Source organism: Streptomyces sp. NPDC048516, assembly GCF_043199875.1.
In the GTDB taxonomy this organism is placed as follows: Bacteria; Actinomycetota; Actinomycetes; order Streptomycetales; family Streptomycetaceae; genus Streptomyces.
Genome location: NZ_JBICWS010000002.1, coordinates 569,981 through 594,840, shown reverse-complemented (window position 1 = coordinate 594,840; position 24,860 = coordinate 569,981). Strand labels below are relative to the sequence as shown.

General features: G+C 70.5%; 19 protein-coding genes and 1 riboswitch. Of the genes, 9 read left to right on the top strand and 10 right to left on the bottom strand.

Annotated features, from left to right (window positions below; genetic code table 11):
* Positions 1–13 precede the first annotated feature (13 nt).
* Both ACGFR7_RS06500 and ACGFR7_RS06495 read left to right on the top strand, forming a co-directional pair.
* Positions 14–997, top strand: coding sequence for a diacylglycerol/lipid kinase family protein (locus ACGFR7_RS06500; protein WP_393313778.1), 984 nt, complete (start codon positions 14–16; stop codon positions 995–997).
* A gap of 320 nt (positions 998–1,317) precedes the next feature.
* Positions 1,318–1,575: a WhiB family transcriptional regulator gene (locus ACGFR7_RS06495; RefSeq protein WP_003983230.1), complete on the top strand. Its 258-nt coding sequence runs from the start codon at positions 1,318–1,320 to the stop codon at positions 1,573–1,575.
* A gap of 252 nt (positions 1,576–1,827) precedes the next feature.
* On the opposite strand, the gene ACGFR7_RS06490 is transcribed toward ACGFR7_RS06495, so the two are convergent.
* Positions 1,828–3,300: a sensor histidine kinase gene (locus tag ACGFR7_RS06490; RefSeq protein WP_393314235.1), complete on the bottom strand. Its 1,473-nt coding sequence runs from the start codon at positions 3,298–3,300 to the stop codon at positions 1,828–1,830.
* Positions 3,301–3,902: 602 nt separating this feature from the next.
* Here ACGFR7_RS06490 and nagB point away from each other — a divergent pair.
* Positions 3,903–4,685: a glucosamine-6-phosphate deaminase gene (nagB, locus tag ACGFR7_RS06485; protein WP_393313776.1), complete on the top strand. Its 783-nt coding sequence runs from the start codon at positions 3,903–3,905 to the stop codon at positions 4,683–4,685.
* Between the two features lie 27 nt (positions 4,686–4,712).
* Here the strand turns inward: nagB and ACGFR7_RS06480 are convergent, their stop codons facing one another.
* From ACGFR7_RS06480 to ACGFR7_RS06465, 4 genes are all read right to left on the bottom strand, one after another.
* The gene (locus tag ACGFR7_RS06480; protein WP_393313774.1) at positions 4,713–6,278 is read right to left on the bottom strand and encodes a glycoside hydrolase family 3 protein; all 1,566 of its coding nucleotides are present in this window, start codon (positions 6,276–6,278) and stop codon (positions 4,713–4,715) included.
* Between the two features lie 8 nt (positions 6,279–6,286).
* Entirely contained in the window at positions 6,287–7,126 is an 840-nt protein-coding gene (locus ACGFR7_RS06475) for a carbohydrate ABC transporter permease (protein ID WP_393313771.1), read from the bottom strand.
* Positions 7,123–8,163, bottom strand: coding sequence for a carbohydrate ABC transporter permease (locus tag ACGFR7_RS06470; RefSeq protein WP_393313768.1), 1,041 nt, complete (start codon positions 8,161–8,163; stop codon positions 7,123–7,125). Before ACGFR7_RS06470 ends, ACGFR7_RS06475 begins: the two co-directional genes overlap by 4 nt.
* A gap of 113 nt (positions 8,164–8,276) precedes the next feature.
* Positions 8,277–9,542, bottom strand: coding sequence for an extracellular solute-binding protein (locus ACGFR7_RS06465; protein WP_393313765.1), 1,266 nt, complete (start codon positions 9,540–9,542; stop codon positions 8,277–8,279).
* Between the two features lie 242 nt (positions 9,543–9,784).
* On the opposite strand from ACGFR7_RS06465, the gene ACGFR7_RS06460 reads away from it, so the two are divergent.
* The 3 genes from ACGFR7_RS06460 to mctP all read left to right on the top strand — a co-directional run bounded on the left by ACGFR7_RS06460 (position 9,785) and on the right by mctP (position 12,807).
* Positions 9,785–10,546: a GntR family transcriptional regulator gene (locus tag ACGFR7_RS06460; protein ID WP_088799881.1), complete on the top strand. Its 762-nt coding sequence runs from the start codon at positions 9,785–9,787 to the stop codon at positions 10,544–10,546.
* 318 nt (positions 10,547–10,864) lie between these two features.
* Positions 10,865–11,125 (top strand): DUF3311 domain-containing protein, encoded by a 261-nt coding sequence (locus tag ACGFR7_RS06455; protein WP_393313762.1) that lies wholly within the window; start codon positions 10,865–10,867, stop codon positions 11,123–11,125.
* Between the two features lie 56 nt (positions 11,126–11,181).
* Positions 11,182–12,807 carry a monocarboxylate uptake permease MctP gene (gene mctP / locus ACGFR7_RS06450; protein ID WP_393314231.1) on the top strand — a complete coding sequence of 542 codons (1,626 nt, stop codon included), beginning with the start codon at positions 11,182–11,184 and terminating at the stop codon, positions 12,805–12,807.
* A gap of 70 nt (positions 12,808–12,877) precedes the next feature.
* Here mctP and ACGFR7_RS06445 read toward each other — a convergent pair whose 3' ends face one another.
* Entirely contained in the window at positions 12,878–13,462 is a 585-nt protein-coding gene (locus tag ACGFR7_RS06445; RefSeq protein ID WP_393313759.1) for a Uma2 family endonuclease, read from the bottom strand.
* 159 nt (positions 13,463–13,621) lie between these two features.
* Positions 13,622–13,721, top strand: a riboswitch (cobalamin riboswitch).
* A 183-nt stretch (positions 13,722–13,904) separates the two neighbouring features.
* On the opposite strand from ACGFR7_RS06445, the gene ACGFR7_RS06440 reads away from it, so the two are divergent.
* The 3 genes from ACGFR7_RS06440 (at position 13,905) to ACGFR7_RS06430 (ending at position 19,478) form a co-directional block, all read left to right on the top strand.
* Positions 13,905–16,340 carry a ribonucleoside-diphosphate reductase subunit alpha gene (locus ACGFR7_RS06440; protein ID WP_393313756.1) on the top strand — a complete coding sequence of 812 codons (2,436 nt, stop codon included), beginning with the start codon at positions 13,905–13,907 and terminating at the stop codon, positions 16,338–16,340.
* Entirely contained in the window at positions 16,340–17,401 is a 1,062-nt protein-coding gene (locus tag ACGFR7_RS06435) for a ribonucleotide-diphosphate reductase subunit beta (RefSeq protein ID WP_393313753.1), read from the top strand. The genes ACGFR7_RS06440 and ACGFR7_RS06435 overlap by 1 nt, the downstream gene beginning before the upstream one ends.
* Before the next feature lie 118 nt (positions 17,402–17,519).
* Entirely contained in the window at positions 17,520–19,478 is a 1,959-nt protein-coding gene (locus ACGFR7_RS06430) for a transglycosylase domain-containing protein (RefSeq protein WP_393313750.1), read from the top strand.
* A gap of 52 nt (positions 19,479–19,530) precedes the next feature.
* On the opposite strand, the gene def is transcribed toward ACGFR7_RS06430, so the two are convergent.
* From def to ACGFR7_RS06410, 4 genes are all read right to left on the bottom strand, one after another.
* Complete coding sequence (gene def / locus ACGFR7_RS06425; protein ID WP_129294259.1) at positions 19,531–20,175, bottom strand: peptide deformylase; 645 nt, start codon at positions 20,173–20,175, stop codon at positions 19,531–19,533.
* 68 nt (positions 20,176–20,243) lie between these two features.
* Positions 20,244–21,245, bottom strand: coding sequence for a hypothetical protein (locus ACGFR7_RS06420; RefSeq protein WP_129294260.1), 1,002 nt, complete (start codon positions 21,243–21,245; stop codon positions 20,244–20,246).
* Between the two features lie 506 nt (positions 21,246–21,751).
* A complete protein-coding gene (locus ACGFR7_RS06415) occupies positions 21,752–23,110 on the bottom strand; it encodes an HD-GYP domain-containing protein (protein WP_393313746.1) in 1,359 nt (452 codons plus the stop codon).
* Complete coding sequence (locus ACGFR7_RS06410; protein ID WP_393313743.1) at positions 23,107–24,678, bottom strand: HD-GYP domain-containing protein; 1,572 nt, start codon at positions 24,676–24,678, stop codon at positions 23,107–23,109. Before ACGFR7_RS06410 ends, ACGFR7_RS06415 begins: the two co-directional genes overlap by 4 nt.
* Positions 24,679–24,860 lie beyond the last annotated feature (182 nt).

Sequence of the window (24,860 nt, the reverse complement as noted above, 5' to 3'; positions counted from 1 at the left end):
TACGCTGCTCCATATGCGCGCACTTCTCGTGGTCAATCCCGCAGCAACCACCACCAGTGCCCGCACCCGTGAGGTGCTCGCCCACGCGCTCGCCAGCGACCTCAAGCTGGAGGTCGCACAGACGCAGTACCGCGGGCATGCCCGTGATCTTGCCCGGCAGGCCACCGAGAGCGGGGAGACCGACCTGGTGGTGGCGCTCGGCGGCGACGGCACGGTCAACGAGGTCGTCAACGGCCTGCTGGCAGGCGGCCCCGATCCGGACTCCCATCCCCGGCTGGCCGTCGTCCCCGGCGGCTCCACCAATGTCTTCGCCCGCGCGCTCGGGCTGCCCAACGACGTCGTGGAGGCGACCGGCGCCCTGCTGGACGCGCTGCGCGACCGCAGCGAGCGCACCATCGGCCTGGGGCTGGCCGCGGGCACACCGGGGACCGAGGACGAGGGCGTACCGGAGCGCTGGTTCACCTTCTGCGCCGGCTTCGGTTTCGACGCAGGCGTCGTCGGCCGGGTCGAGCAGCAGCGCGAACGCGGCAAGCGTTCGACCCACGCCCTGTACGTGCGACAGGTCGTACGGCAGTTCCTGGGCGAGGCGAACCGCCGGCGGGGCATCATCACCCTCGAACGCCCTGGCGGTGCCGAGGGCTCCGCGGTGCGCGACGAGGACCTGGCGCTGGCCATAATCTGCAACACCGCTCCGTGGTCCTACCTGGGCAATCGGCCGATCTACCCGTCCCCGGACGCCTCGTTCGACACGGGCCTGGATCTGTTCGCACTGAGCAAGCTCTCACCGCCCGCGGTGACCCGATATGTCACCCAGCTGCTGACGTCAACACCCGAGCGCGGCCCCCGGGGCAGGCACGCACTCTCACTTCACGACCTCACGAACTTCACCTTGCATTCGCAGGTCCCCCTGCCGTTCCAGATGGACGGTGACCACCTGGGGCTGCGTACGAGTGTGACGTTCACAGGCGTTCGCCGTGCACTGCGTGTGATTGTGTGAGCAGTAGGGCCTAAAGTCCTTTCACTCGAACGTTTAGACTGGTTTCCACCCCCTGGAATGACGGCTGTGAGCTAGGCGACACCAAGGAATCAAAAAAAAGTTTCCGGAAGGGGTTGTATCCGCAGCCGAGGTTTGCGAGTCTCTTCATGGCGATCGGGACGGCCGCTTTACCGGCCCCCTTGAGAGCCCGAATCCTCCCTCTCATTCCACAGGACCGCACCAGTTCGCAACTGGAGTCGGGCCCTTTGCTTGTGGGGGGATTCGTGAAAGCGTTCACATTCACAAGCAACGATCCCGTCACACGAGGAGATGGAGCAGCCATGGACTGGCGTCACCGCGCCGTTTGCCGCGAAGAAGACCCCGAGCTCTTCTTCCCTATCGGCAACACCGGTCCTGCGCTCCTGCAGATCGAGGAAGCCAAGGCCGTCTGCCGCCGCTGCCCCGTCATGGAGCAGTGCCTGCAGTGGGCGCTCGAGTCCGGCCAGGACTCCGGCGTCTGGGGTGGTCTGAGCGAGGACGAGCGCCGCGCGATGAAGCGCCGTGCCGCTCGTAACCGGGCGCGCAACGCCAGCGCCTGAGCCAGTAGCCCCGTGGCCCCCGAGCCGCAGCGCGCAGTACCCCCGATGCACCCCCGGAGCTCACAGGCCCGGTCGTAATCGCATCGCAATAGCTTTGAGCCCCGGACCGGATGGGTCCGGGGCTTGCTGCTGTCCGAGGCCGGGCGGGGGGGGGGGGGGGGGGGGCGGCCCCGCCCCCGGGCGGGGGGGGGGGGGGGGGGGGCGCCCGGGGGGGGGCGCCCCCCCCCCCCCCCCCCCCCCCCCCGCCCGGTCTCAGTGCTGCTTCTCGGCGAGTACCGGTACGTCGAGGATGACCTGGGTACCGCGCTCGGGCGCCCGCACCATGTCGAACTTTCCGCCCAACTCCCCTTCCACCAGGGTCCGTACGATCTGCAGCCCCAGGTTTCCGGCGCGATGCGGATCGAAGCCCTCGGGCAGGCCGCGGCCGTTGTCCTGGACGGTGACCAGCAGCCGCGGCTCACCACGGCTGCCGCCGCGTACCGCGCCGACCTCGACCGTGCCGTGCTCCGTCTGGTCGAAGGCGTGCTCCAGGGCGTTCTGCAGCACCTCGGTGAGCACCATGGACAGCGGGGTGGCCACCTCGGCGTCCAGGATGCCGAAGCGCCCGGTGCGGCGGGTGGTCACCTTGCCCGGGGAGATCTCCGCGACCATGGCCAGCACCCGGTCCGCGATCTCGTCGAACTCGACCCGTTCGTCGAGGGTCTGGGACAGCGTCTCGTGCACGATCGCGATCGAACCTACCCTGCGGACGGCCTCGTTGAGGGCTTCGCGGCCCTGCGCGGAATCCATCCGGCGCGACTGCAACCGCAGCAGCGCGGCGACCGTCTGCAAATTGTTCTTCACCCGGTGGTGGATTTCCCGGATGGTGGCGTCCTTGGTGATCAGTTCCCGTTCGCGACGTCTCAGTTCGGTCACATCACGCAGCAAAACCAGTGAACCGCTGTGCGTCCCCTTGGGTTTGAGCGGAATGGCGCGCAATTGAATGACGCCTTCGTCACCCTCGACCTCGAATTCCCTGGGGGCCCAGCCGCTGGCCAGCTTGACCAGTGCCTCGTCCACCGGGCCGCGGGCGGGCGCCAGTTCGGCGGTGGCCTGGCCGAGGTGATGGCCCACGAGGTCGGCGGCGAGGCCGAGCCGGTGGTAGGCGGAGAGCGCATTGGGGCTGGCGTACTGGACGATGCCGTCCGCGTCGAGCCGGATCAGTCCGTCGCCGGCCCGCGGCGAGGCATCCATGTCGACCTGCTGGCCGGGGAAGGGAAACGTTCCGGCAGCGATCATCTGGGCGAGGTCGGACGCGCTCTGCAGGTAGGTGAGCTCCAGCCGGCTGGGGGTGCGCACGGTCAGCAGATTGGTGTTGCGGGCGATCACACCGAGCACCCGGCCCTCGCGGCGCACCGGGATGGACTCGACGCGTACCGGCACCTCCTCGCGCCACTCCGGGTCGCCCTCCCGCACGATCCGGCCCTCGTCCAGGGCGGAATCCAGCATCGGACGGCGGCCACGGGGAACGAGATGGCCGACCATGTCGTCCTGGTAGGAGGTGGGGCCCGTATTGGGCCGCATCTGGGCGACCGAGACGTAGCGGGTGCCGTCGAGGGTGGGAACCCACAGCACGAGATCGGCGAAGGAGAGGTCGGAGAGCAGCTGCCACTCCGAGACCAGCAGATGGAGCCACTCGAGGTCGGTGTCGCTCAGAGCGGTGTGCTGGCGTACGAGATCGTTCATGGAGGGCACGTCTTGGAGCCTACCGGCGTACGGTGTACCTGTTGTCTTTGCACGGGCATGGACAAGTGAGAATGGTCTAGTCCAGAATTCAGCAAAAGGCCTCCGCTCTCCCCGCACAGGAGGGCGGAACGAGGCCGAAGCGCTCTCTGCCCTGACTGCGCCGAGGCCTCCGATCGACCGGTCCCTGGACGGGACCGTGCCCCTACCGCACACAGGGGCACCTTCCGCCCGCAAGGCGGGACCGGCCGATGTCAGCTCCGGGCTGCGGTGCCGGACAGGTTGAGGGTCCTGTCCCGGCGCCGCGGCCCGCGGGTGTTTCCGGGGGCTTCCCGGTGCGGGCGTCGCCCCTCAATCGCCCCGTGCCCCAGGCCCCGCACCCCGCTCCCCGCTCCCCACGCCCCGTCCAGGCTTTCGGCAGGCGGTGCCGCTCGCCGGTTGCCCTCCCGTCGCCGGCCGGGCCCGCAACGCCGGCGCGGCGATCGCCATGACGAAGGGCGCGGTCGGGTGCCCTGTTGCCCGGAAGCGCCGCCGGGCCCGGAGGCCTCCGTTCTGCTAGATTGGTCTATACCACATGGACCATTCTCCAGAACGGCAGGCCAAGCGTGGAAGTTGTCATCGTTCCCGACGCCACGGCAGGCGGCGAGCTGATCGCGGGGGCCCTCGCCGCCCTGCTGCGCCGGAAGCCCGACGCGCTGCTCGGTGTGGCCACCGGCTCTACCCCGTTGCCCATTTACGAGGCGCTGGCGGCGCAGGTCCGGGCCGGCGCGGTGGACGCGTCACAGGCGCGCATCTGCCAGCTCGACGAGTATGTCGGCCTGCCGGCCGGGCACCCCGAGTCCTACCGTTCGGTGGTCCTGCGCGAGGTGGTCCGGCCGCTCGGCCTCGGCGAGGACTCCTTCATGGGGCCCGAGGGGTCGGCCGAGGACGTCCAGGCCGCCTGCGAGGCGTACGACCGTGCGCTGCGCGAGGCCGGGGGTGTGGACCTCCAGTTGCTCGGCATCGGCACGGACGGGCACATCGGCTTCAACGAGCCGTGCTCGTCGCTCGCTTCGCGTACCCGTATCAAGACGCTGACCCAGCAGACCCGGGCGGACAATGCCCGGTTCTTCGAGAGCCCGGACGAGGTACCCCACCACGTCATCACCCAGGGCATCGGCACCATCCTGGAGGCCCGCCATCTGGTGCTGCTCGCCACCGGCGGGGGCAAGGCCGACGCCGTGGCCCGTGCCGTCGAGGGCCCGGTCGCAGCCCTGGTCCCGGCTTCGGCGCTGCAGCTCCACCCGCACGCAACGGTCGTCGTGGACGAGGCCGCGGCCGCCAAGTTGAAGCTCGCCGGCTACTTCCGCGCCACCTACGCGGCGAAGCCGGAATGGCAGGGTCTCTAGCAGCCGGACCGACGGGCGCGAGCAGGCTCACTCCCCGCTCGACGGCTCCCGGAGGCCGGTGAGGATTTCGGCGGCGGCGCGGCCGCAGACGCGGGCGGCGCCGTGGGTGGCGATGTGCGGGGCGCCTCGGGGCGGGGCCTGGGGGACGCCCATTTCGACGACCGCGGTGTCGGGGCGGGCGGCGAGGAGGGTGCTAAGCGCGTCGGCCATCCACGAGTGACGGTGGACGTCGCGGACCACGGCGACGACGCGGCGGTCCCCGGCCGCCGTGAGCAGGCCGTCGATCAGCGCGGCGGGGCCGGCCGCGGCGGCGGACCGGGCGGTGCAGGTGGTGGTCTCGGTGCCCGGGAGCAGCCGGGCCAGTTCGGCGGCGACGCCCCAGGGAGTGTCGTCCCCCACGGCGATATTGGCGAGCGGGGTGAAGGCGGCGACATACGCGGGCGCGGTCAGGGGCTCGTACGGGCCGTCGGCGGTGAGGCGCAGGGCGCGCCGGGCCGCGGTGAGGCCGATCCCGGGCGCGGCCCCCTCCCCCGCACTCGCGTTCCGGGTCCAGCGGGCCAGGGCCCGCACCCGTGCCGCGGCGTCGGCCAGCCGGCTCTCCGGCAGCGCGCCCTCGTGCACCGCCCGTACCAAGGCATCACGCAACCGCAGCACGGTGTCCTCGTCCGCCAGTCCGCCGCCCACGCACAGGGCGTCGGCACCGGCCGCCAGGGCCAGGACGCTGCCGCGTTCGAGGCCGTAGGTGGCGGAGATGGCCTGCATCTCCATCCCGTCGGTGACGATCAGGCCGTCGAAGCCGAGGCCGCCCTCGGCGGCGGGGGCGCGCAGCAGACCGTGCAGCGCGGCCGGGCTGAGGGTGGCGGGGCGGTCGGCGTCCAGGGCGGGCAGCAGGATGTGGGCGCTCATCACGGCCCGGGTTCCGGCGGCGATGGCGGCGCGGAACGGCACCAGCTCCCGTTGGTGGAGGGTGGCCAGATCGGCGGCGATGCGCGGCAGGTCGTGGTGGGAGTCGACGGCGGTGTCGCCGTGGCCGGGGAAGTGCTTGGTGCAGGCGGCGACGCCGGTGGACTGCAGACCCTCGACATAGGCGGCGGTGTGCCGGGCGACCAGGTGCGGATCGGCGCCGAAGGAGCGGACGCCGATGACCGGGTTGGCGGGGTTGGAGTTGACGTCGGCGGAGGGGGCCCAGTTGAGGTTGATACCGCAGCCGGCCAGCCGCCGGCCGATTTCGCGGGCGACCTCGCGGGTCAGGGCGGTGTCGTCGACGGCGCCGAGCGCATGGTTGCCGGGGAAAGAGGAGCCGCCGCGCACCTCCAGCCGGGTGACATCGCCCCCTTCCTCGTCGATCGCGACGAGCAGGTCCTCCCGTTCGGCGCGCATCCGGTCGGTCAGCGCGGCGAGTTGTGCGGGGCCGGCGACATTGCGGCCGAAGAGGCCGACCGAGGCCAGCCCCTCGCCGATCCGGCGCAGCAGCCAGTCGGGGGCGGTGGTGCCGGTGAAGCCCGGCTGGAGGACGGCGAGCGCATCGCGGGTGAGGGTGTCCGTGGAGCGTACCGAGCGTGCAGAGCCTGCGGAGCCCGCAAAAGAGGTCATGTGCGGCGTTATCCCTTCACTGCGCCGGAGGTGAGACCGCCGACCGCCTTGCGTTGCAGGAACAAGAAGAGGACCAGGATCGGGACGGCGAAGATCGAGGCCGCGGCCATGGTGGCACCCCAGTCGTCCCCGAACTGGCTCTGGAACCGCGAGAGCCACAGCGGCAGGGTGCCCATGGCCGGTTCCTTGTTGAGGACCAGCACGAGCGGGAATTCGTTCCATGCGGTGATGAAGCCGAAGAGCGAGGTGGCCATCAGGCCGGGCGCCAGCAGCGGGAAGACCACTTTGCCGAACGCCTGCCGGCGCGAGCAGCCGTCGACCATCGCGGACTCCTCCAGCTCCTTGGGCACCGCGGCGACGTAGCCACGGAGCGTCAGCAGGGTGAAGGGCAGCACCATCAGCAGGTAGAAGCAGGTGAGCGGCAGCAGGCTGTTGAGCAGGTCCGCGTCCCGGACGATCATGTAGATGGAGATCACCATGACCTCCCAGGGCGCCATCTGGGCGATCATGAAGGTCAGCAGGATGCCCCGGCGGCCCCTGAAGCGCATCCGGGTCAGGGCGAACGCCCCGCAGAGCGCGATCACCAGCGACAGGCCGACGGCGAGTACGGTCACCACGACCGAGTTCCGGGCCAGCGCCCAGAAGTCGGGGGCGTTCACCGCTGTCGCGAAGTGCTCGGTGGTGCCGTGCAGGGGGAACCACACGGGGTCTTCGGTGATGATGTCCCGGGTCGGTTTGAAGGCCGTGCTGAACATCCAGTAGACGGGGAAGGCGAAGCCGAGGGCGAGCACGAGCGCCGTGGCATCGGTCCAGAGGCGGCGGGCCGCCGCGGAAGCGGTGCGCTTCACAGCTCGTTCTCCTCGTGTCGTTCCTGCCTGAGCGTCAGGCGCAGATAGTGGGCGGTCACGGCCAGCAGCACGGCGATCGTCAGCAGGGAGATCGCGGCGCCCATGCCGAAGTGGAGGTTGCCGACGCCCTCGGTGAAGGCATAGATCGGCAGCGTTTCGGTGAGCCGGTCGGGACCGCCCTCGTTGATCGCGAAGATCTGCGGGAACGCCTTGAAGACCCAGATGATCTCCAGGAACGTCGTGGCCAGGAAGAAGGGCTTGAGGAAGGGGAAGGTGACGGAGGCGAAGACCTGCCAGGTGCCGGCGCCGTCCATCCGGGCCGCTTCGTAGAGCTCCCTGGGGATGGTCGTGGTGGCGGCGTAGAGGTTCAGGGCCACGAAGGGCAGCGACTGCCAGACGATCAGCACGGTGATCACGGAGAAGGCCGACAGCTGGGTGCCGACCCAGTCGTAGTGGGCCATGGCGTGCCAGCCCGCCTTGTCCAGCAGCCAGTTGACGACGCCGTAGCGGGAGTCGAAGAGCCACTGGAAGACGGTGGTGGCGGCGATCACCGGCATGGCCCAGGCCAGTACCAGCGCCAGGGACAGCGTGAGACGCATCTTCTTGCCGAGCCGGGCCAGCAGCAGCCCGATCAGCACCCCGAGAACCATGATCAGGACGACATTGACCGCGGTGAAGACCAGGGTGCGCAGGGTGACCCGCCAGAACTGCTCGCTGCCCAGGACCTCTTGGTAGTTGCCGGTCCCGCGCCAGTCGGTGAGGTGCTGGATCAGCTCCTTCATATTGAGGTTCTGGAAGGAGAGCAGGAGGTTGCGCACCATGGGCCAGCCCAGGAAGACCGCCGTGGCGAGCAGGGCGGGCAGCAGCAGGAGGTACGGGGCGCGGCGGGTGGGGGGACGAGGGGCGCGGCGGGCGGACGGGCGAGGGGTGCCGGGCCCCGCCCGCCGGCGCTCCGGGCCACCCCGTGGGGGCGGGGCCCCTCCCCCGCCGGTCTGCGGCACGGCGCTTCCCGCCGCGTCATCGAGCTGCGCTGCCATGGTCCCCTGCTCCCCCTCGTGCCGTGAAACCTCGGTGCACCTGGTGCCGGGCCTGCGCCCGCGGGTCCGCGGAAGGGCGGCCCGCGGAGGGACAGCCCGCGGACAGCCGCCGGTTACTGCCGGGCGAGCCGTGCGTTGATCTCGGATTCGACGTCCTTGGCGGCGTCGGCCGGGGACTTACCGCCGAGAACGGCCGTCATATAGCTCTTGATCGGGTTCGGCAGGTTCTCCACCGCGGCCCACTGGGGAATCAGCGGCGTGGTGCCGCCGGACTTCTCCGCGGCGGGCGCGGCGGCAGCGGCGGCCGGATTCTTCTGGGCAACGGCGGCCAGATCGGCGGACTTCGGGGTCCAGCCGGCTTCCTTGACCATCTGTCCGTCGTTCTGCTTCGACAAGGCGACCTTCAGGAATTCCCTGGCGAGTTCCTGGTTCTTGCTCATACCGGCGACGGCGAAGTTGGAGCCGCCGAGGAAGACGCCTTCAGGCTTGGCCGCGGTCTCACCGGGGATGGTGAAGAAGCCGATGTCGTTCTTGATGCCCGGGTTGGCCTTGACGGCGGTGGCGGCCTCGTATCCCATGGCGATGACGGCACCGGTCTTCCCCTTGGCGAAGACCTCACCCTGCTGCGGGGTGGCCTCGTCCTTGTTCTTGGGAGCGGTGCTGAAGGCCTGGTACTGCTGGTAGATGTGCATGGCCTTGGAGACCTTGGGGTCACCGAGGTTGGAGACCCACTTGCCGCCCTGCTTCTTCACCAGCTCGGCGCCGGTGCCGAGGGTCAGGCCGTCGAGGAAGTACCAGTTCTGGCCGGGGAGATACAGCGGCTCGGCGCCGGTCTTCTTCTTGATGGCGTCAAAGGCCTTGAAGAGCTCGTTGCGCGTCGTGGGGGTGCCCTTGAGGCCGGCCTCGGCCCAGATCTTCTTGTTGTACATCACCACACGGTTTCCGGCGAACCACGGCAGTGCGTACTGCTTTCCGTCCACGAGCGAGGCCTTGTTGAAGGCATCGTTCCAGTCGGAGCCGATCTCCTTTTTCAGGTCGCCGAGCTCGGCCAGGGCTCCGGCCTTGGCATAGGCGGCGGTCTGGGTGTTGCCGATTTCGACGACATCCGGCGGGGTGTCCTCCGAAAGGGCGGTGCTCAGCTTCTGCTGAATGCCGTTCCACTGCTGGACCTTGAACTCGACAGTGGCGCCGGTCTTCTTCTTGAACTGCTCGGAGACCTGTTCGGTCCACCGCTCCGGATTCGAACCGCTCATCACCCAAACGGTCAGCTTCTTCCCCTTGAAGCCCTCGGCGTCCGCCTTGCCGCCCGCGCCCCCACAGGCGGCGACACTCCCCAGCATTCCCGCGACCGCCGTCGCCGCTATGAGCCCACGCTTCATCGCGCTCTCCCCCCAAGACCGGGTGTGGTCTTTAATGGTTTAGACCAGTGCCCCGCAGCTTGGCCTAGACCTTTTGGGGTGTCAAGGGTGTATAAGAGTCGCTGTCAGGTCCGTTACCGGACCGACATCTGACGGAGCGGGGACCTGCACGGGAGCGCGGGAACCCACCCGTGCCACGATGTGAGCCGCTACGTACGGAGGAGCCGGTGACGGCAGCGCGACAGGAGTCGGAGAGGCGGGTCATGGAGACGGACGGGGGCAACGGTGCCGAGAGCGGCGGCGGCACGCGGACCGCGCGGGTACCCAAGTACTACCGGCTGAAGCGGCACTTGCTGGAGATCACCGAGACCCTGCCGCCCGGCACCCCGGTCCCGCCCGAGCGCACCCTCGCCGCGGAGTTCGACACCTCGCGCACGACGGTGCGCCAGGCCCTCCAGGAGCTGGTCGTCGAGGGCCGGCTGGAACGCATCCAGGGCAAGGGCACCTTTGTCGCCAAGCCCAAGGTGTCCCAGGCGCTGCAACTGACCTCCTATACGGAGGACATGCGGGCCCAGGGTCTGGAGCCCGCCTCCCAGCTGCTGGACATCGGCTATGTCACCGCCGACGACCGGCTCGCCGGCCTGCTGGACATCGCCACCGGCGGCCGGGTGCTGCGCATCGAGCGGCTGCGGCTGGCCAGCGGCGAGCCGATGGCCATCGAGATCACCCACCTGTCGGCGAAGCGCTTCCCGGCGCTCCGCCGCAACCTCGTCAAGTACACCTCCCTCTACACCGCGCTGGCCGAGGTGTACGACGTCCGCCTGGCGGAGGCCGAGGAGACCATCGAGACCTCGCTGGCCACGCCGCGCGAGGCCGGCCTGCTGGGCACGGATGTCGGCCTGCCGATGCTGATGCTCTCCCGGCACTCGCTCGACGCACAGGGACAGCCGGTGGAGTGGGTGCGCTCGGTCTACCGGGGCGACCGCTACAAGTTCGTCGCCAGACTGCGCCGCCCCACGGACTGAGCGCCGCACGGGCCGGCCGCCCCCTCATGGGCCGGTGGGCCGGTCCACCCGACGGACCGACGACCCGCCGTACTCCCGGACTTCCGCGGGTACGGCACACCCCTCGACGCCCCGCCCCCCACCGCGCACCCTGCCCCCACCCCAGCAATTCCGCCCCAACCTGGACAAAGAGGTTCAACGGCCGCACCGCAAGGGCGTCCCCAGGTGGATTCTCCATACCGATATGCGGACAGCTAGTGACGCGCGCCACGGCCCTGCCATAGATTTCCAGCCCATTACACAGGAGACAGCCACAGCCCAGGGGACGGAGCCATGGCCATGACACAGTCAGTCGAATCGCCGGATCGCAGACAGGTGGTCACCCCCGCGCGCGTGGTGGCCGGGGTCTGCCTGATCGCTCCGTTCGTGGCGATGCTGTGGGTGAGCTCGTACGCCAAAATCGAGCCGAAGCTCATCGGGATCCCGTTCTTCTACTGGTACCAGATGGCGTGGGTGCTGGTCTCGACGGTGCTCACCATGATCGCGTACAAGCTCGTCCAGCGTGAGCAGCGCGCCCGCAAGGGCGGTGCGTCCCAGTGACTCTCACCGCGACCGCGACGGGCGCCTCCCAGGCTCTTGCCGCTTCCTCCAAGGGCATCGACGGCGTGGCACTCGCCGTCTTCGTCTTCTTCTTCCTGGCCGTGACGGTCATGGGATTCCTGGCCGCCCGCTGGCGCAAGGCCGAGCAGTCCGCCAACCTCGACGAATGGGGGCTGGGCGGCCGCAGTTTCGGCACCTGGGTGACGTGGTTCCTGCTGGGCGGCGACCTCTACACCGCGTACACCTTCGTGGCCGTCCCGGCGGCGATCTACGCGGCGGGGGCGTCCGGCTTCTTCGCCGTCCCGTACACGATCCTGGTCTACCCCCTCATCTTCACCTTCCTCCCCCGTCTGTGGTCGGTCTCGCACAAGCACGGCTACGTCACCACCTCCGACTTCGTGCGCGGCCGCTTCGGCTCCAAGGGCCTGTCGCTGGCCGTGGCGCTCACCGGCATCCTGGCCACGATGCCGTACATCGCCCTCCAACTGGTCGGCATCCAGGCCGTCCTGGACGTGATGGGCATCGGCGGCGGCGAGAACACCAACTGGTTCGTCAAGGACCTGCCGCTGCTGATCGCGTTCGCCGTGCTGGCCGCGTACACCTACTCCTCGGGCCTGCGGGCGCCGGCCCTGATCGCATTCGTCAAGGACGGGCTGATCTACCTCGTCATCGCCGTGGCAATCATCTACATCCCGATCAAGCTCGGCGGCTTCGACGCGATCTTCGACTCGGCCGGCAAGGCGCTCGCCCAGCCAGGACCGGTCCCCGGCAAACCGCGCGGCGAGCTGATCAGCGGCCCCAACGCCCAGTGGGCGTATGCGACATTGGCACTCGGCTCGGCCCTGGCGCTCTTCATGTACCCGCACTCGATCACCGCGACGCTGTCCTCGCGCAGCCGCAACGTGATCCGGCGCAACACCACCATCCTGCCGCTGTACTCCCTGATGCTGGGCCTGCTGGCGCTGCTCGGCTTCATGGCGGTCAAGGCCGGCACGGACATCCAGGGCAACCCGCAGCTGGCCATCCCGCAGCTCTTCGAGGACATGTTCCCGAGCTGGTTCACCGGCGTGGCGTTCGCCGCGATCGGCATCGGCGCGCTGGTGCCCGCGGCCATCATGTCCATCGCCGCGGCCAACCTGTTCACCCGCAACGTCTACAAGGACTTCCTCAAGCCCGGCGCCACGCCCGAGCAGGAGCACAAGGTCGCCAAGCTGGTCTCGCTGCTGGTGAAGGTGGGCGCGCTGGTCTTCGTCCTCACCATGGACAAGACCGTGGCGATCAACTTCCAGCTGCTGGGCGGCATCTGGATCCTGCAGACCATGCCGTCGCTGGTCGGCGGGCTGTTCACCCGCTGGTTCCACCGCTGGGCGCTGCTGACCGGCTGGGCGGTCGGCATGCTCTACGGCACGCTCGCCGCCTACGGCGTGGCCAGCCCGACCCAGAAGCACTTCGGCGGCTCCAGCGCGGAGATCCCCGGTATCGGCGAAATCGGCTACATCGGCCTGACCGCCTTCGTGCTGAACGTCGTGGTCACGGTCGTCCTGACCTTCGCCCTGAAGGCCGCCAAGGCCCCTGACGGCATCGACGAGACCAGTCCCGCCGACTACACCGCGGACGCCGGCGACAAGGGTGTCACCGTCGAACTGCCGCCGGCCACGGCGGGGGCTCCTGCGGGGCACTGAACCACCTGCCTTCCGGCAACGGGCCGTCGCGCTCCCTCCGGGGCACGGCGGCCCGTTGCCCGTTCGCCGTTCAGTTCACCCAGTTCTTCAGCTGCTCGGTGTCGAGGGTGATGCCGACGGGGTCGGGGAGGCGGAGGGACTTGCCGTACGGCACGGTATGGACGATCTCGTACCGGGCGCCATTCGGCTCGCTGTAGACCGAAACCTCACAACTATCGCGATCGATCAACAGGTAGATCGGAATGCCGGTTTCCGCATACGCACGAGGCTTCTCCACCCGGTCACGCTGGTCGGTGTCCGAGTCGTGGGAGGTGACCTCGACGGCCATCAACACCGGATCGGGGTTCACCCATTCACCCTGTCCGCCGATGACGCCGCTGGGGGCGAGTGCCCCGTCCGGACGGGCCCTGCCGCGCCGGTAGGGCTGCACCTTGATTCCCTGGTCCGGGTAGAGCCACAGCTCGGGGCGCGACTGGATGCAGATACGCGTTAGCCATTCGATGATCAGCGCGTGATCCGCGTCCGGCATGGGCTTGCTCCTGACCTTCCCGTCGATGAGTTCCAGACGTGCGCCGAGCTCCAATCGAGCGAATATCCGGGCAGCCTCTTCGAAGTCCGTCGTCGTGATGTGCGGACGGTCGGCGAGCGCGGTCATGAGGCCTTCTCCTTCTTCCACGGGACGGAACAGGAACGCGCCTCCGACGATAGCTGAGGCCACTGACAGACACTGTGTGATCACTCACGACACACTAGATGTGGGGGTGCCGCTGAGGGGCCACCACCACATGTATGCTCGTCCTCGCTGTCGCCGCAGGGGAATCCGGTGCGAATCCGGAACTGTCCCGCAACGGTGTGGGAGCGCGCTCGACCGGCCGGACACCGGCTCCGGCGTGCGCTCGTGTAGTCCGAGGACCTGCCGATGGTACGTCCGCACCGCCATGGGTGCGGGTGTCGAAACGTCCGGGCCCCGAGGGTTGGGCCGATGGACGCCGCGCGGTGTGCCCGCGCACCCCTGACGCTTTCGGGGTGCCGCATGCCCGCGTGCGCCCTTCGCGTCCCTCCCCTCCCGGCCCCCGCCGAGTGAGGGAGAGCATCACGTGACCATCGCGCCAACGGAGCCCGCGTCAGACGCCGAGGTCGTGCCGCCCGTGGTGGCCACGCCTGCCGGTTCTTCCGGCGACGGAGCAGGCGAGGACGGTCCGGGCGTCGCTCTGCTGCGCACCCTGACCGAGCTGACCGAGGACCTGACCGCGACCGACCCCGGCAAGGTGGCCGCCGCCGCCCTGCGCGGCCGGCACCCGGGCGCGGGCGAGGCCGAACTGCGGGCGCTGGCCATCGATGCAGCGGCCGGTCTGATCGGTGACGAGCCGCAGTACTCCAAGCTCGCCGCGCGTCTGCTCACCCTCGCCATCGCGCAGGAGGCGGCCGGACAGGGGGCGGTCGCCTTCTCCGCCTCCGTCGAGGTCGGCCACCGCGAGGGCCTGATCGCCGACGAAACCGCGGAGTTCGTCCGCAGCCATGCGGCCCGTCTGGACGCGCTGGTCGAGCGGGCGCTGGCCGACGGTGCCGACGACCGGTTCGGCTACTTCGGGCTGCGCACCCTGCACTCGCGCTACCTCCTGCGCCACCCGACCACCCGTCAGGTCATCGAGACCCCCCAGCACTTCCTGCTGCGGGTGGCCTGCGGCCTCGCGGAGGACCACAGCGACCGCGCCCTGGACGACGTCGCCGAGCTCTACCGCCTCACCAGCTCGCTGTCCTACCTCCCCTCCTCCCCCACCCTGTTCAACTCCGGCACCCGCCACCCGCAGATGTCGTCCTGCTACCTGCTGGACTCGCCGCTGGACGAGCTGGACTCGATCTACGACCGGTACCACCAGGTCGCGCGGCTCTCGAAGCACGCGGGCGGCATCGGCCTGTCGTACTCCCGCATCCGCGCCCGCGGTTCACTGATCCGCGGCACCAACGGGCACTCCAACGGCATCGTGCCGTTCCTGCGCACCCTGGACGCCTCGGTCGCGGCCGTGAACCAGGGCGGCCGGCGCAAGGGCGCCGCCTGCGTCTACCTGGAGACCTGGCACGCGGACATCGAGGAGTTCCTGGAGCTGCGCGACAACACCGGTGAGGAGGCCCGCCGCACCCACAACCTGAACATCGCGCACTGGATCCCGGACGAGTTCATGCGCCGGGTGGAGGCGGACGCCGACTGGTCGCTGTTCTCGCCCTCGGACGCCCCCGAGCTGGTGGACCTGTGGGGCGACGACTTCGACGCCGCCTACCGCAAGCTGGAGGCCGAGGGCCGGGCGCTCAAGCAGATCCCCGCCCGGGTGCTGTACTCCCGGATGATGCGCACCCTGGCGCAGACCGGCAACGGCTGGATGACGTTCAAGGACGCCGCCAACCGCACCGCCAACCAGACCGCCGAGCCCGGCCAGGTCGTGCACTCCTCCAACCTGTGCACCGAGATCCTGGAGGTGACCAACGACGGGGAGACCGCGGTCTGCAACCTGGGGTCGGTCAACCTCGCCGCCCACCTGGGTGAGCACGGCGAGATGGACTGGGAGCGGCTGGACGCCACCGTCCGCACCGCCGTCACCTTCCTCGACCGTGTCGTGGACATCAACTTCTACCCGACCGAGCAGGCCGGGACCTCCAACTCCCGCTGGCGCCCGGTCGGTCTGGGCCTGATGGGCCTGCAGGACGTGTTCTTCCGGCTGCGGCTGCCCTTCGACTCGCCCGAGGCGCGGGACCTGTCGACCCGGATCTCCGAGCGGATCATGCTCGCCGCCTACGAGGCGTCCGCCGACCTCGCCGAGCGGCACGGCCCGCACCCGGCCTGGTCCGCGACCCGCACCGCCCGCGGTGTGCTGCACCCCGACCACTACCCCAACGCCGAGCCGCGCTGGGCGGACCGCTGGGCGGCGCTGCGCACCCGTATCGCGGCCACCGGCATGCGCAACTCCCTGCTGCTGGCGATCGCGCCGACCGCGACCATCGCCTCCATCGCGGGCGTGTACGAGTGCATCGAGCCGCAGGTCTCCAACCTCTTCAAGCGCGAGACGCTGTCGGGTGAGTTCCTGCAGGTCAATGCCTACCTGATCGAAGAGCTCAAGGCGCTGGGGCTGTGGGACGCCCGGACCCGGGACGCACTGCGCGAGGCCAACGGCTCGGTGCAGGACGTCGCGTGGATCCCCGAGGAGATCCGGGCGCTGTACCGCACCGCCTGGGAGATCCCGCAGCGCGCCCTGATCGACATGGCCGCCGCCCGTACGCCCTACCTCGACCAGAGCCAGTCGCTGAACCTCTTCATGGCGTCGCCGACCATCGGCAAGCTCAGCTCGATGTACGCCTACGCCTGGAAGCGCGGCATCAAGACGACGTACTACCTGCGGTCGCGGCCGGCGACCCGGATCGCCCAGTCGGCACGCGGCACCGCGGCCGCCGCCCCCGCCCCCGTACCGCAGCAGGCCACCGACCCCGAGGCGGTCGCCTGCTCCCTGGAAAACCCCGAGTCCTGCGAGGCCTGCCAGTAATGACCACCGCACCCGAGACGAACGCTGCCGCCCACACCGCCACCACCGGCACCACCGGCACCAAGAACCTCCTGGACCCTGGCTTCGAGCTGACGCTGCGCCCCATGCGGTACCCGGAGTTCTACGACCGCTACCGCGACGCGATCAAGAACACCTGGACCGTGGAGGAGGTCGACCTCCACTCCGACGTCGCCGACCTCGCCAAGCTCTCGCCGGGTGAGCAGCACATGATCGGCCGGCTGGTCGCGTTCTTCGCGACCGGTGACTCAATCGTCGCCAACAATCTCGTGCTGACGCTCTACAAGCACATCAACTCCCCCGAGGCGCGGCTGTACCTGAGCCGGCAGCTCTTCGAGGAGGCCGTGCACGTCCAGTTCTACTTGACGCTGCTGGACACCTACCTCCCCGACCCGGACGACCGCGCCGCCGCCTTCGCGGCCGTGGAGAACATCCCCTCCATCCGGGAGAAGGCGCAGTTCTGCTTCCGGTGGATGGACTCGGTCGAGAAGATCGACCGGCTGGAGGACAAGGCCGACCGGCGCCGCTTCCTGCTGAACCTGATCTGCTTCGCGGCCTGCATCGAGGGGCTGTTCTTCTACGGCGCCTTCGCGTACGTGTACTGGTTCCGCTCGCGGGGCCTGCTGCACGGCCTGGCCACCGGCACCAACTGGGTCTTCCGCGACGAGTCCATGCACATGGAGTTCGCGTTCTCGGTCGTGGACACCGTCCGCGAGGAGGAGCCCGACCTCTTCGACGACAAGCTGGAGCAGCAGGTCACCGAGATGCTCAAGGAGGCCGTCGAGGCGGAGCTGCAGTTCGGCCGCGACCTGTGCGGTGAGGGCCTGCCGGGCATGAACACCGACTCGATGCGCGAATACCTCCAGTGCGTCGCCGACCAGCGGCTGCAGCGGCTCGGCTTCGCACCGGTCTACGGCTCACAGAACCCGTTCTCCTTCATGGAGCTGCAGAACGTCCAGGAGCTGACCAACTTCTTCGAGCGCCGGGCGTCCGCCTACCAGGTTGCCGTCGAGGGTTCGGTCTCCTTCGACGACGACTTCTAGACGGCTCGCACGATTTCTGGAAGACGTACCGCGACGCCCCTTCGCCCCGCCCACCCGCCGTTTGTGAGCGTTCTGTTACCCCGGCAACCGGAGCCGGGGCCGCCACATCTACTCGGGCATGAAGGGCATGAAGGGGCGTCGCCGGTTCATCGACTATCCGCGTCAGGGACGGGAAGGTCTGCGGCGTTGGCTGCCGTCATGGCGGCAGTGGCTGAGCGCCGTCACGCTCTGCGTGGGTGGTCTGGCGGGCCTGTTCGCCGTGGTGTACGCACAGGTCGGCATACCGAGTGAGAACGCGCTCGCCGGCCAGGAGGCCTCCGTCTACTACTGGGCGGACGGCAGCCAGATGGTGAGCGTCGGCGCCGTCAACCGGCAGAACGTCACCCTCGACAAGGTGCCCGACTCCGTCGAGAATTCCGTGATCGCGGCGGAGAACGCCACCTTCTACAGCGATGCCGGTGTTTCCGTCCAGGGCATCGGCCGCGCGGTGGTCAACATGGTCTCCGGCGAGGAGACCCAGGGCGGCTCCACCATCACCCAGCAGTATGTGAAGAACACCTATCTCTCACAGGACCAGACCCTCACCCGCAAGGTGAAGGAACTCATCATCTCGCTGAAGGTGAGCAACCAGAAGTCCAAGCAGGAGATTCTGCGCGGCTATCTCAACACCAGCTGGTTCGGACGTGGTTCGTACGGTATCCAGGCCGCCTCCCATGCGTATTACGGCATTGACGCCAAGGACCTGAATCCCAGTCAGGGTGCCGTGCTGGCGGCCTTGCTGAAGGGGTCGGAACAGTACGATCCGGGGCTGAGCGACGCCAATCACCGGCGGGCGGTGGCCCGGTGGAAGTGGATACTCGACCGCCAGGTCACCACCGGGAGGATGAGCCAGGAGGAGCGGGCGAAGTACCGCACCTTCCCGGAACCCCGGGGGCTGTCCAAACCCACCAGCCAGGCCGGCCAGACCGGCTATCTCGTCGATGTCGCCAATAAGTTCATCAAGGCCGACACCGGCCTGACCGACAAGGAACTGGCTCGCGGCGGCTACCGCATTCACACCACCTTCGACAAAGAGCGCACCCACCGGCTGGAAAAGGCCGTGAAGGACGTCCGCCGGGACACCATCGATCCCAAAAAGCGCGCGGCCGACAACTATGTGGAATTCGGCGCGGCCTCCGTACTCCCCAAGGACGGGGCGATCGTCGCCCTCTACGGCGGCGCGGACGCCACCCGGCACTTCAGCAACAACGCGGACACCACGGCGGTCCCGGCCGGCTCCGCCTTCAAGCCGTTCGTGCTGGCGACCGCGCTCCAGCGGCCGGACGACGACTCCCCGGACACCGCGGAACAGGCGGCGGACCGGCGAAAGATCGGGTTCGGGAACCTGATGGGTGCACTGATGAAGGCCCAGAGCCCGCCGTTCGTCCAGGCCGGGCAGCAGCTCGGGCTGGAACGGATCCGGGATCTCGCGGTGGAGGCGGGCCTGCGCAAGGAGAGCATGGCCCCTCTGGAGCAGACCTTCCCGCTGGGCACCTCGGCCCCCAGCGCGATACGGATGGCGAGCGCCTACACCACCTTCGCCAACGGCGGGCTGCACACCGACCCCTACGCGGTGACCCGGATGACCCACAACGGCAAGAACGTGCCCGGCGTGCACCGCCGCGAGCCCGTACAGGTCCTCGACGCCGGGGTCGCCCAGCAGGTGTCCACCGCACTGGAGGAAGTCGGCCGGCGCACCATGGGACAGCCGGACACCGCATCCCAGCAGGCCGTCGCGGCCGGCCGCACGGAGCCGGGCGACCGGATGAAGTCCGCGTGGTTCATCGGCAGCCCCTCGGGCGCCGGCCCGGACCTCGGTTCCGTGCCCGGGGCCGGACCGGAGAAGGGGGGCGGTGTCCGCCCCGACCCGGCGCCCCGCGCCGATGCCGGAAACGAACCGACCACCGCCGTCACCATGTTCCGCAACAAGCCCGGCGCGCCCGAGCTGCTGCCGATGCAGGGCGTCGGCGGGTCCGGCACCGGGCTGGGGACGTCCCTCCCGCCGAAGGTCTGGAGCGCCTACCAGCAGGGCTCGTGAACGGGGTTCCCGTCGTCCGGGCGCCCGGCCGCCGGCCGGGCGCCCGCTCGCGTCAGTCGTTGGCGACGACGGGGTAGCGCGGCTCCAGCTCGGCCATCTGCTTCAGCGCGTCCTTGCGGTCCCGCTTGCTGAGCCGGTCGATGTAGAGGTAGCCGTAGAGGTGATCGGTCTCGTGCTGCAGGCAGCGCGCGAAGAAGCCGGTGCCCTCGATCGCGACCGGCTCGCCCTTGGCGTCCTGACCGCGGACCACGGCGTAGTCGGGGCGGGCCAGCGAGGCGTAGGCGCCGGGAACGGACAGGCAGCCCTCGTTGGAGTCGTCCAGGATCCGGCGCTCGGCGGGCAGCTCGTCCAGGACCGGGTTGCAGATCGCGCCGACGTGCCGGACGCCCTGGTCGTCGGGGCAGTCGTAGACGAAGACCTTCAGGTCCACACCGATCTGGTTCGCGGCCAGGCCCACGCCTTCGGCGGTGCGCTGGCTGGCGAACATGTCGTCGATGAGCTGAGCAAGCCGGTCGTCGAACTCCGTGACGTCCTTGCACTCCTTGTGGAGCACGGGGTTGCCGACGACCGTGATCGGCCGCGAGGTGCCGCGCTCACGGTGGGCGGTCTCCCGCTCCTCCGCGTCCGTGACGTCATCGATGAATGCTTCGTCCACGCGCTGGTCACCGTCTTGATCAAAAACAGGCTGCTGGGCCATCTCCGCCGTACGCCTTCCTGAAAACCCTGAGTAGTCGCCCTACAGCCTACGGGGGCGCGCCCCGGCTCTCAGCAGACCTCTTCCAGATCCCGCCACTCACGGGTGTCCGGGCTGTCCGCGACCCAGCCGTCCAGCAGACCGCGCACCAGGGCGGACGGCGCCGCGATACCGCACTCGCGCTCCGGAACCCACAGCGAGCCCGAGCCCGCCGTGCGGTGTCCCAGCGGCCCGGGGTGGCCCGGTTCACTGTGGTCGTGCGGGTCCAGATGCTCGCCGTCGCCCTCGTCGCTGGGCATCCGGCTCTCCGAGCACGTACGGCACAGCAGCCGGACCGACGACGACCAATCCTCGGCGGCGAAGCCCGCATCGGCCGCCAGCCGCTCCAGGGCGTCCCGGTCGGCCTCCGTGGCGGCCTCCAGGAGCACCACCCAGGTGGGGACCGGGGAGGGCGCCCACAGCTCGATCTCGTCGAAGACCGGATAGGCCCGGGTGGCACCGTCGGCGCCCGACGCAATGGTCCGTTCGCCGTGCGGGACGCCGTCGTGCAGCACCACCTCGCCCCAGCGCCGCCCGGAGGACGGCAGCGGGATGGAGAGCACCTCGATACGGGCCGGGTCCAGCCGGCGGCCCCAGACCACCTCGGCCTCGCCCTCCGGGGAGAGACGGACGGCGGCGCTGCCCAGGGCCATACCGAGCGGTTCGCCGGACGGCGAGCCCTCACCGGGGACCTTGAGGCCGTAGGCCTGCCAGGCCCGGCGGGCCAGCGGCCAGTCCTGCAGGGCGGTGGCGGCGATGCCGACGTTCCACCAGTCGGGCGCCCCGGCCTCACGGTCCAGCAGCGCGACCGCGCGCAGACCGGCGGCCCTGGCCTGGTCCCAGTCGTGGCGGAACTTGTGCAGCAGGGCGAGGTTGAACCAGGACTCGGACAGCCACGGCTCCATGTCCGCGGCGCGGGTCAACAGCGCCCCCGCGTCCTCGTAACGGCCGTCGCCGATCAGCGTGAAAGCGCGGTCGGTCGCCTGCCGCCACGAGGCGGAGGGCCGATGCCGTACCTTGCCGAAGATCCTCACGATTCCCGCCTGCTGGTTGCTCTTGGTGCCACTGCGGTGGGGTGCCGAGCGGCGTCCGGGGCCGTTTGAGGGGCCCACTCGACAACCTGCCACAGATTGCCGTGGGGCTCAGCCCGGTTTGCTGGTCCCCCTGCGGCTCCTTGCCCTTCGCCGACCCCCTGAACCCCCTGAAAGGGGCTTCCTTCGCATCCAACCATGCCCATCTCGGAGGGCGCTCATTACCCATGGGTTCCGTGACATCCGGCGCTCCGTGAAGGCCGGGCGGCGGCAATGCGGGCCGGGAACGGCGAGACGGCCCCCCGAGGCGGCTGCTGACCGGCCGGGGACCGTTTCCTGCCTTACCGGTGCATACAGATCCGGGACGGGGTGGCGTACGCCGGACGACCGGGCACCGCCGGTCCCGCACCGCGCGAGGAGTCGGCCATCTCACACCGCCCTCGCACGCCGCCACCTCGCACGCCGCCGCCTCGCACTGCCGCCCCGCACCGCACGCACGCACCGACATCTCACACCGCGCGGCCGCCGCACGCCAGGACCCTGGCCAGCGCCTCGACGACCCGGGGCTCGTGGTCCTGCGCGGTGGCCAGCCGCAGCCGCTCCAGGGCGCGCAGCGAGCCGCCCGGCCCCGCCGACTCCCCCGACAGATCGTCGTAGGCGTTGACCGTGCGGACGATACGCGCCGTGACCGGCTGGTCCCGGTACGGATCGGCCTGCCGCTCGACGATCACCGCGACCTCCGCGGGGACCCCGGTCTGCCGGACCACGGCGCCGCCCAGCAGCGCGATCCGGCGCTGCTGGGCGGGCGGCAGCGGCGCGGTGGCGCCGTCCGGCACCGGGTCGAGGAGCGAGAGCTGCCCGATGTCATGCATCAGCGCCGCGTATTCGAGCACGTCCAGGTCCGGTGCGTTCAGCCCGAGTTCACGGCCCACGGCGCGGCTGAGCGCGGCCACCCGGCGGGCGTGGCCGTGCGGGGTGTAGCCGGCGATCTCGGTGGAGCGGGCCAGCGAGGCGATGGTCTGGCGGTAGGTGGTGCGCACGGCCGCGAACCGGCGGAAGGCGAACTGGGTCAGCAGCAGCGGCAGGCAGAAGACCGGCAGCGCCCAGAGGCCGGCGACCGCGGTGGCCAGCGAGATCACCACTCCGGTGGCGCAGATCGCCGAGCCGATGCCGGGCAGCGCCCGCAACTCGTCGCGCAGCAGCGGCCCGTACGGCCAGCCGGTACGGGCGCGGGACAGTGCGGCCGCCAGCACCGCGTCGCACAGCGCGGTCAGCGCCATCAGGCCGGTCAGGAACAGCGGGTAGACCGGTCCTGAGGCCACCCAGCTGCTCAGGGTCCCGGTGTTGTAGAGGGGCTGGAAGCAGGTGGCGGCGAACCCGATGGTCAGCATGCGGCGGGCGAGATGGTCGAGCGCCGGTCCCCGGCCGCGGGCGACCTGCGGGACGAGTCCGACCAGACCGGCCGCCAGGACCACGGCCACGATCTGCGGTACGCCATGGGTCGTCGGCCGTCCGCCGGCCTCACCGAGCAGTGCGTACGCGAGGGCGCCGGCCGCGCCGAGCGGGGCGCCCTCCCGCTCTCCCGGCCCCCGCCCCCCGGCCGCCGGCCGGGCGCCCCGGCCCACCAGCTCGCCCACCGCTATCAGCAGCCCGAAGGCCAGCGCGATCCCGGGCTCGGCCAGGCCCTCCCAGAGCGTGCGGCCGAGCGACCAGCACGCCAGCACGCCGGCCGGGGCGTAGACGGCGGCGATCACGGCGCCGCCCCGTGCGGCAGGCGCCCCGGGGCGGGTGGCGCGGCCGTCCGGCGCCCGGCTCCCGGACGGCCAGGGCGGCAGGGGCGGCCGGGTCCGCTCCGGGGCGCCGCTCATCGCGCGCCCTTCCGGCCGGCCTCTTCGGGGCGCGGCTCGGACCGCCGGGCCGGCCGCTGCCCGCCGGGGCCCTGCTCCCCGGCGCCCGGCTCCCCGGGCCCCTGCACCGTGGCCGCTCCCGGCGTCACGCCGGCTCCCGGCATCGCACCCGCTCCCGGCAACGCACCTGCTCCCTCCACCGCACCGCCCCCTTGCGCCGCACCGGCTCCCGGCGGGCCGCCGGCTCCCGGCCCCTCCCGCACCGCACCGGGCTCCGTGTCCGCCGCCGTCACCAGGTCCGGGTGCCAGCCGTACCGGTCGAGCGACGCCGCCAGCGCCCGGACCATCCGCGGGTCGAACTGGGCCCCGGCGCACTTGCGCAGCTCCGCCACGGCCGCCGGCACCGGCCGGGCCCGGCGGTAGGAGCGGGTCGAGGTCATCGCGTCGAAGGCGTCCGCGACCGCCACCACCCGGGCGCATTCCGGGATGTGATGCCCCATCAGCCCGTAGGGATAGCCGCGCCCGTCCAGCCGCTCGTGGTGGTGCAGGATCGCCGCCCGCGCCTCCCCCAGGAAGCCGATCCCCCGCACGATCTCGTGCCCGTACTCGGGATGCAGCTCGATGACCCGGCGCTCCTGCGGCGTCAGCGGTCCGTCCTTGCGCAACAGCCGGGTGGGGACGCCGAGTTTGCCGACGTCGTGCAGGATCCCGGCGAACCGCAATACCTCCACCCGGTCCTCCGTCATGCCCAGCTCCCGGGCGATCATCACCGAGGCACGCCCGACCCGCTCGCTGTGCCCGCGGGTGTAGCGGTCCTTGATGTCCACGGCCTGGACGAGGGCGCGGATGGTGGCCTGATGGGCGGTGCGTTCCCGGTGGTACTGGGCGAAGACCCAGCAGGACAGGCACATCGGCAACAGCACCAGCAGTGCCGCCGTCGGCCCGTACGAGCTGCGCCACAGGACCGCCATCATCAGCCCGGCCAGGCCGTGCACCAGATGCGGCCCCAGCGAACGGGAGAGCGCCCCGCGCCAGGCGGTACGCAGCGGGCGCCGCTCGGCGGCGACCAGCACGCCGCCGTCGAGCGCCACGAGCACCGCGCAGAAGGTGGTGGCGGCGGCCGCGGCCGGCAGCAGCAGAACGGGGAACTGCGGTGCGGACAGCGGGTGGTGGCCGACGGCCCGGAAGACCTGGGCGGCCGCGCAGCAGGCCAGTGCCGCCTCGGCGGCGTGCCAGAGCCTGCGGGCGACGGCCGAGCGCGCCTTCGCCGGACCGGTCAGCGCTCCGGGGACGGCGGCCAGTGCGGCCAGGGGCGGCGGCAGCAGAAAGACCCCGGCGAGCAGGACGGGGCTGGCCCAGCCTGCGACAAGCGCCCCGGGCGCCCCTGCGAAACCCGCGCCGTACGGTATCCGGCCGCCCACCACCGGGCAGCGGGGCAACTGTTCGCACAGTGCGTACAGGGTCGCCAGGGCCAGCGTGCTGCTCCAGGGGGCGCCGGCGCCGAGCCGTGGCGCCGGGGCGGCACACAGCGCCGCGGCCAGCGCGGCGCAGCCGATATACCCTCGCGCGGCCGCCGGAAGTCCCCGCATCGCGCCCTCCTCACCGAGCCCACCGCTCCCCCGCGCTCTTGGGGAGCAGAGGGACCCCTCGCCCTGCCTCCGCAGTGCGTTGGGGTCCGGTGAGAATAGAGGGGCTGGGGCCCCAAGGAAGGTGCATCAGCGGATCGGGCGGGACGAATCGGCCCGCCCCTCACCCCTTAGGGTGACGTGCC